This window comes from Jatrophihabitans sp., from assembly GCF_051960575.1.
Classification (GTDB): Bacteria; Actinomycetota; Actinomycetes; order Mycobacteriales; family Jatrophihabitantaceae; genus JBQCEE01.
On sequence record NZ_JBQCEE010000006.1, the window covers coordinates 18,492 to 28,837 of the forward strand.

At 72.7% G+C, this 10,346-nt stretch carries 10 protein-coding genes; 3 read left to right on the top strand and 7 right to left on the bottom strand.

What is annotated here, in order from left to right; all coding sequences use genetic code 11:
* Positions 1–15 precede the first annotated feature (15 nt).
* Together treY and ACTHMS_RS00280 are read right to left on the bottom strand one after the other, a co-directional pair.
* Positions 16–2,283: a malto-oligosyltrehalose synthase gene (gene treY, locus ACTHMS_RS00275; protein ID WP_440304674.1), complete on the bottom strand. Its 2,268-nt coding sequence runs from the start codon at positions 2,281–2,283 to the stop codon at positions 16–18.
* A 65-nt stretch (positions 2,284–2,348) separates the two neighbouring features.
* Positions 2,349–3,149, bottom strand: a complete 801-nt coding sequence (locus tag ACTHMS_RS00280; protein WP_440304675.1) for a hypothetical protein — start codon at positions 3,147–3,149, stop codon at positions 2,349–2,351.
* 77 nt (positions 3,150–3,226) lie between these two features.
* Between ACTHMS_RS00280 and uvrB the strand changes: the two genes are divergently transcribed.
* Both uvrB and ACTHMS_RS00290 read left to right on the top strand, forming a co-directional pair.
* Positions 3,227–5,383 (top strand): excinuclease ABC subunit UvrB, encoded by a 2,157-nt coding sequence (gene uvrB, locus ACTHMS_RS00285; protein ID WP_440304676.1) that lies wholly within the window; start codon positions 3,227–3,229, stop codon positions 5,381–5,383.
* 47 nt (positions 5,384–5,430) lie between these two features.
* The gene (locus ACTHMS_RS00290; protein ID WP_440304677.1) at positions 5,431–5,931 is read left to right on the top strand and encodes a hypothetical protein; all 501 of its coding nucleotides are present in this window, start codon (positions 5,431–5,433) and stop codon (positions 5,929–5,931) included.
* A gap of 72 nt (positions 5,932–6,003) precedes the next feature.
* Here ACTHMS_RS00290 and ACTHMS_RS00295 read toward each other — a convergent pair whose 3' ends face one another.
* On the bottom strand, positions 6,004–7,077 hold the full coding sequence (locus tag ACTHMS_RS00295) for a winged helix DNA-binding domain-containing protein (RefSeq protein ID WP_440304678.1): 1,074 nt from the start codon (positions 7,075–7,077) through the stop codon (positions 6,004–6,006).
* Positions 7,078–7,144: 67 nt separating this feature from the next.
* Here ACTHMS_RS00295 and ACTHMS_RS00300 point away from each other — a divergent pair, with 67 nt between their 5' ends.
* On the top strand, positions 7,145–7,867 hold the full coding sequence (locus tag ACTHMS_RS00300) for an LmeA family phospholipid-binding protein (protein ID WP_440304679.1): 723 nt from the start codon (positions 7,145–7,147) through the stop codon (positions 7,865–7,867).
* Here the strand turns inward: ACTHMS_RS00300 and ACTHMS_RS00305 are convergent.
* From ACTHMS_RS00305 to ACTHMS_RS00320, 4 genes are all read right to left on the bottom strand, one after another.
* Positions 7,802–9,172 (bottom strand): purine-cytosine permease family protein, encoded by a 1,371-nt coding sequence (locus ACTHMS_RS00305; protein ID WP_440304680.1) that lies wholly within the window; start codon positions 9,170–9,172, stop codon positions 7,802–7,804. The genes ACTHMS_RS00300 and ACTHMS_RS00305 overlap by 66 nt on opposite strands.
* Complete coding sequence (locus ACTHMS_RS00310) at positions 9,169–9,942, bottom strand: thiazole synthase (RefSeq protein WP_440304681.1); 774 nt, start codon at positions 9,940–9,942, stop codon at positions 9,169–9,171. Before ACTHMS_RS00310 ends, ACTHMS_RS00305 begins: the two co-directional genes overlap by 4 nt.
* A gap of 1 nt (position 9,943) precedes the next feature.
* On the bottom strand, positions 9,944–10,144 hold the full coding sequence (gene thiS / locus ACTHMS_RS00315) for a sulfur carrier protein ThiS (protein ID WP_440304682.1): 201 nt from the start codon (positions 10,142–10,144) through the stop codon (positions 9,944–9,946).
* Positions 10,141–10,346, bottom strand: a 206-nt coding sequence (locus ACTHMS_RS00320) for an FAD-dependent oxidoreductase (RefSeq protein ID WP_440304683.1), incomplete at its 5' end; no start/stop codon positions are given. The genes ACTHMS_RS00320 and thiS, both read right to left, overlap by 4 nt.

Here is a 10,346-nt window from a genome sequence, read left to right on the forward strand (position 1 = left end):
GCCGGACGAGGTGCGTCAGCGGGTCAGCAGGGCGACCGGGTACTCGCGCAGCAGGTCGGCCACCGCGAGCTCGCCGGTGAACTTCCGCCCCGAGATCGTGTCGGTGACCTCGCCGCCGAGCGCGAGCGTGGTGTCGCCCCAGCCGCCGGCCCGGTCGAGCCCGACGGGCAGTCGTGTCGCGACGGTGATCGCGCCGCCGCGGTCGTAGGCGAGCACGTGCGCGGCCGCGCTGCCCTGCGCCGCGACCGGCGTGTAGTCGCCGAACAGCTCGGGCCAGTCGCGCCGCAGCCGCAGTGCGCGCGAGGTGACCCAGAGCTTCGCGGCGCCGGTCGCGTCGATCGGCGGGGGTCCGGAGGCGGCGTCGAGCTCGTCGAGCAGCGCGCGACGGCGGTCGAAGTCGACGTCGCGGCGGTTGTCCGGGTCGACCAGCGAGTCGTCCCAGAGCTCGGTGCCCTGGTAGACGTCGGGGATGCCCGGCATGGTCAGCTGCACGAGCTTCTGCGCCAGCCCGTTCGTCCAGCCGTACGGCGTGATGCGGTCGAGGAAGGCGGCGAGCGGGCCGTGCACCGCGGGGTCGTCGTAGGCGCGGTCCACGAGCGCGTGCACCTTCGCCTCGGCCGACTCGTCCGGCGCCGTCCACGTCGTGAACGTCGCGGCCTCGCGCATCGCCTTCTCGGCATAGGCATGCATGCGCTCGCGCTCGATCAGCCCCGCGCCGACGAAGGTCTGCCACAGGAAGTAGTCGAACATCGGGTCGGCGCCGGGCGCCGCGGACATCAGCGTCCGGGCCAGCTCGGCCCACTCGTCCGTCAGCTCGCCCAGCACCAGCATCCGCGCGCGCACGTCCTCGGCGCGCTTGGTGTCGTGCGTCGACAGCGTGGTCATCGTGTGCGGGTAACGCTGCTGCCGGTCGTGCTGCGCGGCGTGCCACTGGTCGGTCGTGAGCCCGACGCGGCCGGGGTCGCCGCCCACCTCGTTCAGCGCGATGAAGCGGGAGTAGCGGTAGAAGGCGGTGTCCTCGACGCCCTTGGCCATGACGGCGCCGGACGTCTGCTGGAAGCGGCGGGCGAGCGCGTCGTCGGGGTCGGCCAGGCGCGGGGCGAGCGCGTCGAAGGTCGCGGCGAGGTCCGGCCGCGCGGCGCGGGCGCGCTCGAGCGCGGCGTCGAGGTGCTCGGTGCCGTAGGGCAGGTACGAGCGGTAGACGGGGAAGTCGACGAGCAGCTCCCGCAGCGCCGGATCCACGTCCGGCACGCCCGGCGCGAGGCGGGCGAGCCGCGACACCTCGGCCTGCAGGATCGTCTCGACGACCGTCCGCTTGCCGATGGCGATGTGCTCCTCGGCCGTCTTCGTGTCGCCGGTCAGCTCCTGGTACAGCGCGGTCAGCGGCTCGGCCGCGGCGCCGTCGAGCAGGACGTTCGTGATCTCGTTCAGCGCCTCGTACCCGGTGGTGCCGTCGATGGGCCACTCGGGCGGCATCCGCTCGCCCGGTTCGACGATCTTCTCGATGAGCAGCCAGCGGTCGGGGCCGAGCAGGTCGCGCAGCCGCTCGAAGTACCGGCCGGGGTCGGCGAGACCGTCCGGGTGGTCGACCCGCAGACCGCCGATGCCGTCCTCGCGCACCCACCGGATGATCTCGGCGTGGGTCGCCTCGTAGACGGCGGGGTCCTCGATCCGCAGGCCGGCGAGGGTCGTGACGGCGAAGAACCGGCGGTAGTTCTGCTCGGTGTCCGCGCGGCGCCAGTTGACCAGCTCGTAGTGCTGCCGGTCGTGCACCTCGGCGGGCGCCCCGTCCCCGGTGCCGTCGGCGATCGGGAACCGGTGGTCGAAGTAGTGCAGCTCGTCACCGACGACCTCGAGCTGGTCGGGCGTGAAGTCGTCGCCCAGCACCGGCAGCAGCACCCGGCCGCCCGACCAGTCGATGTCGAACCAGTCGGCGTGGCGCGAGTGCGGGCCGTGCTTCAGGAGGTCCCACCACGCCGGGTTGTCGGCGGGGACCTCGACGCCGGTGTGGTTCGGGACGATGTCGACCACCACGCCCAGGCCACGGGCGCGGGCGGCGGCGAGGGTGCGCGTCCAACCGTCGACGCCGCCACGCTGCGGGTCGACCGTGTCGAAGCCGATCACGTCGTAGCCGTGCGCCGAGCCCTTCGCGGACGGCAGCAGCGGCGACAGGTACACCGCGCCCGCGCCGATCGTCGCGAGGTGGTCGCAGCTGTCGGCGGCGGCGTGGAGGTCGAAGCCAGGCCTGACCTGGAGGCGGTACGTCGACGTGGGACCTGGCATGGTTCCTGACCTTGCCAGAACCGGACGCCGCGAAACCGGGGCGGGTGTGATGTTGTCGCCGGACGTCAGCGGCCCAGCAGTTCCTCGTCGCCGAAGGGGTCGTCGTCCGCGACGCCGGAGGAGGCGGTGGCGTCCAGCGGCGCCCGGTCGTCGCGCGCGGCGGGCGGTGCGGGGTGCGGCGTCGGCGCGTCCGGCCAGGCCGCGGCCGTGCCCCGCGCGCGGGCCGCCACCACGGCCGCGAGCACCACCCCCACCGCCGCGAAGCCCGCCGCGACGACGCAGAGCCAGACGAAGCCGCCGGAGTCGACCGTGATGCTGACCGTGCCGGGCTCGCCCCGCTCGACGGCGGCCGCCAGCGCGTCGCGCTCGGTGCCCGCGCGGATCCAGCCGACGCCCCCGACCGCGGCGAGCGCCCCGGCGCCGAGCAGCGCGGCCGCGCCCGCCACCACGGCGGCGACGGCCGGCGTGCGTCCCGGCGTGGGCCGCAGCGCCGCACCGGCGGCGACCAGCGCCGCCAGCACCAGCAGGCCGGCGGCGACGACGGCCACCAGCCCGTAGCGGTCGGCGTGGCCGGTGAAGACGAGCGACGACCGGGTCGCGTGGTAGCGGCCCCAGCCGTCGACGTGGAACGTGCCGATGCCCGACGCGCCGGACGAGTCGCTCGAGCGCAGCTCGTACACGGCGCCGAAGGTCGCCTTCACGGCCACCGCGGCGGCCACCAGCAGCAGCACCGGCCCCGCGAGCGCGGCCACCACTCGCGTCCAGCCCGGTCGCACGGCGCCGCCCGCCGGGTCGACCCCGGTCGTCGCGTCCTCCGGTGTCGGTCGCTCGGCGACGTCCGGGGTGAGGAACTCGATGTCGGCCACCCGACCAGTGTTCCTCGCGCCGTCCGCGCCGCGCGAACGCGTGCACCGTTGTCACACCCCCCTCGTACCGTGGAGGCATGCGCGTCAAGTCCGACATCCGGCCGTCCACCGGCAAGTTCGAGGTGGTCTCCGAGTTCGAGCCGTCCGGCGACCAGCCGGCCGCGATCGAGGAGCTCGAACGACGCATCCGCGCCGGCGAGAAGGACGTCGTGCTGCTCGGCGCCACCGGCACCGGCAAGTCCGCCACCACCGCCTGGCTCATCGAGCGGCTGCAGCGGCCGACGCTGATCATGGCGCCGAACAAGACCCTCGCCGCCCAGCTGGCCAACGAACTGCGCGAGATGCTGCCGAACAACGCCGTCGAGTACTTCGTCAGCTACTACGACTACTACCAGCCCGAGGCGTACATCCCGCAGACGGACACCTACATCGAGAAGGACTCCTCGCTCAACGAGGAGGTCGAGCGGCTGCGTCACTCGGCGACCAACTCGCTGCTCACCCGGCGCGACGTCGTCGTGGTCGCCACCGTCTCGTGCATCTACGGTCTCGGCACGCCGCAGGAGTACGTCGACCGCTCGGTGCGGCTGCGCATCGGTGACGTCACCGACCGCGACGCGATCCTGCGGCATCTCGTCGAGGTGCAGTACAGCCGCAACGACCTGTCGTTCACCCGCGGCACGTTCCGCGTCCGCGGCGACACCCTCGAGATCTTCCCGGTGTATGAGGAACTCGCGATCCGCGTCGAGATGTTCGGCGACGACATCGAACGGCTCTACTACCTGCACCCGCTCACCGGCGAGGTCGTGCGGGAGGTCGAAGAGGTCTTCATCTTTCCCGCCACCCACTACGCGGCGGGCCCCGAGCGCATGGAGCGGGCGATCCGTGGCATCGAGGCCGAGCTCGAGCAGCGGCTGGCCGAGCTCGAGGGCCAGCACAAGCTGCTCGAGGCACAGCGGCTGCGCATGCGCACCAGCTACGACATCGAGATGATGCGGCAGGTCGGCTTCTGCTCCGGCATCGAGAACTACTCGATGCACATCGACGGCCGCACGCCCGGCTCGGCGCCCAACTGCCTCATCGACTACTTCCCCGAGGACTTCCTGCTCGTCATCGACGAGTCGCACGTGACCGTGCCGCAGACCGGCGGCATGTACGAGGGCGACATGTCCCGCAAGCGGATGCTCGTCGAGCACGGCTTCCGGCTGCCGTCGGCGATGGACAACCGGCCGCTGAAGTTCGAGGAGTTCCTCGAGCGGATCGGCCAGACCGTCTACCTCTCCGCGACCCCCGGTGACTACGAGATGGGACGCGCGAAGGGCCAGTTCGTCGAGCAGGTGATCCGCCCGACCGGCCTGGTCGACCCGCAGATCGTCATGAAGCCGACCAAGGGGCAGATCGACGACCTGGTGCACGAGATCCGGCTGCGGGCCGAGAAGGACGAGCGGGTGCTCGTCACGACGCTCACGAAGAAGATGGCCGAGGACCTCACCGACTACCTGCTCGAGCAGGGCATCCGGGTGCGGTACCTCCACTCCGAGGTCGACACGCTGCGCCGCGTCGAGCTGCTGCGCGAGTTGCGGCTCGGCGAGTACGACGTGCTGGTCGGCATCAACCTGCTGCGCGAGGGCCTCGACCTGCCCGAGGTGTCGCTCGTGTCGATCCTGGACGCGGACAAGGAGGGCTTCCTGCGCTCGGGCCGGTCGCTCATCCAGACCATCGGCCGCGCCGCGCGGAACGTGTCGGGCGAGGTGCACATGTACGCCGACACGATGACGCCGTCGATGCAGCTCGCGATCGACGAGACGAACCGCCGCCGCGAGAAGCAGATCGCCTACAACACCGAGCACGGCATCGACCCGCAGCCGCTGCGCAAGCGCATCGCCGACATCACCGACCTGCTGGCCCGCGAGGCGGAGGACACCCAGGAGCTGCTGGCCGGCACGGCCGTCGGTGGCTCGGGGCGCTCGCAGTCGCGCGGCAAGTCGCCGGTGCCCGGCAAGGCCGGCCGCGGCATCTCGCCGGGCGTCGTCGGTGTCGGCGCGCACGGTGGCGGTGGTCTCGACGTGGCCGAGATGCCGCGGGCGCAGCTGGCCGACCTCATCCAGCAACTCACCGACCAGATGCTCGGCGCCGCCCGCGACCTGCAGTTCGAGGTCGCGGCACGCCTGCGCGACGAGATCGGCGAGCTGAAGAAGGAACTGCGCGGCATGGACGCGGCGGGCGTCGGCCGCTGACCTGTCCGATCGCCCGACAGCGCCGGGTGATCATGACCCGGACACTGATGATCGTTTTGCTCATCGGTGGAAGGGGCAGCGTGAACATCGACTTCGACGCGCACCCAGGGTTCTCGTGGTACGTCGTGCTGCTGGCGTTCAGCGGCGTGGTGATGGTCGGGCTGGCGACGCGCCGTACGTCCCTCGGACTGAGGTTGGTGAACGGCATCGTCGGTGCCGGATTCGTCGGGTACGCCTTCTACCTCGCGTTCCTCTTCACCGGCGGCACGTACATCATCTTCCTGAAGGCGTTCATCCTGCCGGTGCTGCTGCTCCTCCGGACGCTCCGCGCAAGGACGACGCCGCGCCCCGCGCGGGCGATGCCCGCGCACCCAGGTGCGGGGCAGCCGGGCGCGGTGCAGCCGGGCGCTGCGATGCCGGGCGTGGCGGACGCTGCCGGGCCGTCCTGGGCCGGCCCGGTGCACGAGCCGACCCCGCGCTACGAGGTGCCCGAGCAGTACCTCGTCCCGGCCGACACCTACGTCGGGCGGCACACCGCCGGGCAGTGACCCCGGGGCATCGCCGACCGAAGCGATGAACACCCGTTCATCCCGGTGGGAGCCGGTCCGGACGGGTGTCGATCATGGAACCGCGATGGTCGACGTCGTCGGGAGGGCGAGGAACCGGCCGATGTCGGCCACCTCCGCCTCGACGGCGTCGCGTACTCGCCGCGCCCACGGCTCGAACGGCTGGGCCAGCACAACGGCGTCCGTCCGGCGCCGCTGCAGCTGCCACCGGCCGATCACCCGGCCCTGGTGCAGGACGACCGGGCGGATGATGCCGCCGACGTAGACCTCGGCGCGGCGGTCGTCCGCGACGAACGGGCGGTGCTGGTAGCCGATCAGGTAGTTGTCGAAGCCGGCGAGCAGCCGCACGGCGTGCGCTGCGCCGTCCCCGTCGACGGTGCCGAGCCGGAACCCGGGCCTGCCGTGCACCTCGCACGGGGTCAGCTCGTCACGGATCAGCTCGAGCGCCTGCCCGGTCGGCAGCCCCGACCATGCGGCGAAGTCCTGCGCGGTCGCGGGGGAGAACGCGGCGAACCAGCGCCGCGCGAGCTCGGCGAGCGCGTCGTCGCCGTCCGGGCCGGCGGGCACGTCGGGCAGCCAGCGGTCGAGCCGGGTGAAGGTCGCCTCGCGCCCGCGGTCGCCGGCGCGGCAGACCAGCCCGTGGGTGCTGGCGTCCAGCAGCACGTGTACCGGCGCCTGCGGATCGGGCATCGTGACCGGCACGCCGTGCTCGGCCAGCGCGTCGACGATCTCGGCCTTGGTCAGCGGTGGGCCGTCCAACATCGTCGGCAGCACCGCGCGGGTGCGGTCGAGGAAGTCCTCGGTGAGCCCGAGCTGCGTCCAGCGGGTGCGGAACTTCCGGCGTAGCACCGGGCCGAACAGCCGCACCAGCCAGTGCACGTCCGCGGCCGGCACCAGGTGGATGGTGCCGCGCATCAGCCACGTGCGCGCCACCGACCGGTCGTCACCGACGGCGGCCAGCACGTCGGCCCCGGTGACCCCCGTCGCCCGGCTGCGGACACCGAGGCGGGCGGCGGCGTGGTCCTGCGCCTGGATCGCCACCGTCCGGGCGGCCGCGTCGACCACGGTCGTGTCGGCGCGCCGGGCGAACCCGTGCCGCACCATCCGCTCGATGAGGACGCGGTCCATGCGGCGAGTGTGGCGTAGACCTCTGCCGACGCGGGGGACTCGCCGGCGGCTCGGGAAGAATGACGCGGTGCGCAAACTGGTGATCGTCGTCGTCGGACTGCTGGCGCTACTGGTGGTGGTCGACCGGGTCGGGGTCGGCATCGCCGAGGACCGTGCCGCGCAGACGTTGAAGAGCTCGCAGGGCTTGGCGTCGACCCCGTCGGTCGACATCACCGGCTTCCCGTTCCTCACCCAGGTCGCGGGCAAGGAGTTCGACGAGATCGACGTGACCGCGCACCAGGTGCCGCTGGGCAGCAACGGCGTCACGATCACCGCCGACACGCTGCACGTGACGATGCAGCAGGTCGGCTTCGACTACGGCTTCAAGCAGGTCACCGTCGGCCACGGCACCGGCACCGCAGTGCTCACCTACCGGCAGCTGACCTCGGTGCTCGACCAGGCGCTGCCGGGCGTGACGCTCAGCTACGGCGGCGCGACGGACAAGGTGCGGGCGTCGGCGACGGTGCCCGGCTCGTTCCCGGTCATCGGCGGCCGGACGGTGGGCCTCACGCTCGACCCGAAGCTCGCCGGCGACGCGGTGAACTTCGGCGTCTCGGCGGTCACCGGGCTGCCGTCGGGGATCGCCGGCTTCCTGCTCGACCAGATCACCTCGCGCCTCGGCGACCTCGTGGGCAAGCGGATCCCGCTGGACGAGATCCCGTTCCAGCTGCGGGTGGCCGACGTGTCAGCGCAGGCCGACGGCATCGCCGTCCGCCTCACCGGCGACCGCCTCACCTTCCACCGCCGCTGACCGGCGCGTCGCGCCCAGCGCGAGGGTCACGAGGGCCGCGACGGCGCACGACAGGATCGACGCGCTCATCCAGGACGCCGGCGTGAAGCCGACCGCGTCGTCCAGGTCGTGCCACCAACTGCTCCACGGCACCATGACGCCGGGGTTGACGGCCTGGTAGACCACGAAGCCCGCGACCCAGGCCAGCAGGTTGCCCCAGCGGGTGCCGGTGTCCGCGCCGAGGTCCCACCGGCGTCGCGACAGGACGTACCAGTCGACGACGAACACGCCGAGCAGCGGGGTGAAGACCGAGCCGAGCAGGGTCAGGAAGTTGACGTACGCGCCGATGTCGAGGGCGAGCGCGGCGACGGTCGCGACCGAGCCGACGGCGAGCGCGAGCGTGCGGCGGTCCCAGTGCGGACGCAGGTTCTGCACCGAGACCGCCGTCGAGAAGGTGTCGACGAACGACTGGTCGAGCTCGCGGACCGCCAGGACCGCGAACGCGAGTCCGCCGAGCGGCACGGCGAGGAACGAGCCGAAGATGTGGTCGGCGTCCCCCCGGGCGACCGTCACCAGCGTGAACAGCCCGAGGGCGTAGCAGAGGATCTGGGTGATCGAGTAGCCGACGAAACTGCCGACGGCGGCCTGCCGCGGCGAGCGGGCGTGCCGCGTGTAGTCGGCCGCCACCGGCACCCATGACACCGAGACGGCCACGACGGTGTCGACGCCGAGCCAGAAGTCGTGCCAGCCGCCCTTCGTCCACGACGGCAGCGGGTGCCGCAGCACCTGCACGAAGAACCACACCAGCGCGATGGCGACGATCACCGTGACGTAGCGGCGCAGCGTGCGGATCCAGCCGAGCGGCCAGAGCGCGAGCACGGTGGTGATGACGCCGCCCGCGAGCACGTAGACCCACTTCGGCACCGACGGCGTCAGCTGGTGCAGCGCGGCGCCGATGGTGACGAGCTCGAAGGTCGTCCAGCCGAGCAGCTGCAGGATGTTCAGGGCGGTGGGCAGCCACGAGGCGCGGGCGCCGAAGAGGCCGCGCAGCAGCACCATCGCCGGCGCGCCGGTGTCGGCCCCCGGCGCGGCGACGGCGGACACGCCCGCCGTGCCGATCACCGTGCCGACGACCACCGCGGTGAGCGCCGCCAGCAGGCTCATCGGCGCGTCGACCGGCGCGATGACGAACAGCGCGCCGGTGAAGCCGAGCAGGCTCACGCCCAGGTTGGCCCAGAGGCCGAGCTGGTCGACCAGTCGCAGCGACCGCACCGCCGGCTGGTCGAGGGTCAGGGGCGCCTCGGCCCGTTCGTCGAGCGCGGTCACAGCACCGCCATCCCCTCGGTCGGCGACGACGCGTGCGCATGGTGCCACTTGGGGATGCGGCCGGCGCGCCGGGCGAGCCGGCCGGCCTCGACCGCGCGTGCCATCGCGGTGGCCATGAGGGCGGGCTGCTGGGCGCGGGTGACGGCCGAGGCGAGCAGCACGGCGTCGCAGCCGAGCTCCATCGCGAGCGCGGCGTCGCTGGCCGTGCCGATGCCGGCGTCGAGGATCACGGGCACGGTCGCCTCGCTCACGATGAGCTCCAGGTTGTGCGGGTTGCCGATGCCGAGCCCGGTGCCGATCGGCGAGCCGAGCGGCATGACCGCGACGCAGCCCGCCTGCTGCAGCCGCCGCGCCAGCACGGGGTCGTCGTTGGTGTACGGGAAGACCTGGAAGCCGTCGGCCACGAGCAGCTGCGCCGCGTCGAGCAGTTCGACCGGGTCGGGCAGCAGCGTGCGCTCGTCGGCGACGACCTCGAGCTTCACCCAGTCGGTCTCGAGCGCCTCGCGCGCGAGCTGGGCGGTGCGCACGGCCTCGCGGGCGGTGCGGCAGCCGGCGGTGTTCGGCAGCACCCGCACGCCACGGCGGTCGATGACGTCGAGGACGGAGCCCGGCTGACTCGCGTCCAGGCGCCGCATCGCCACGGTGCACAGCGCGGTGCCGCTGGCCGCGAGCGTCTCGTCGATCACTGCCAGGCTCGGCGCGCCGCCGGTGCCGAGGATGAGCCGCGACGGCAGCTCGACCCCGGCCACGACGAAGGGGTCGTCGGTCATGTCAGCCTCCCTGCACTGCGGTGATCAACTCGACGGTCTGGCCGTCGGCGAGACGTTGCTCCGCCCAGCGGCTGCGCGGCACGACCTCGCCGTCGACGACGACGGCGCTGCCGCGTGTGGTGCCGGCGCGGGCGATCAGGAACGCGTCGATGGTCAGGTCGTCGGCGAGCTCGTGCGGTTCGCCGTTCAGCGTGATCCTCATGCGGTCGCCGCCGGTGCGTGGCCGAAACGGTGTGGCGTGAACGGCGCGATCGCCTCGTCCACAACGCCTGTTGAGGCGAGGTCGGCGACGGTATCGGCGGTGATGGGGGTGAGCAGCACGCCGTTGCGGTGGTGACCGGTGGCGAGCAGCAGTCCGTCGAGGCCGGTGCGGCCGATGATCGGCGCGTTGTCGGGCGATCCCG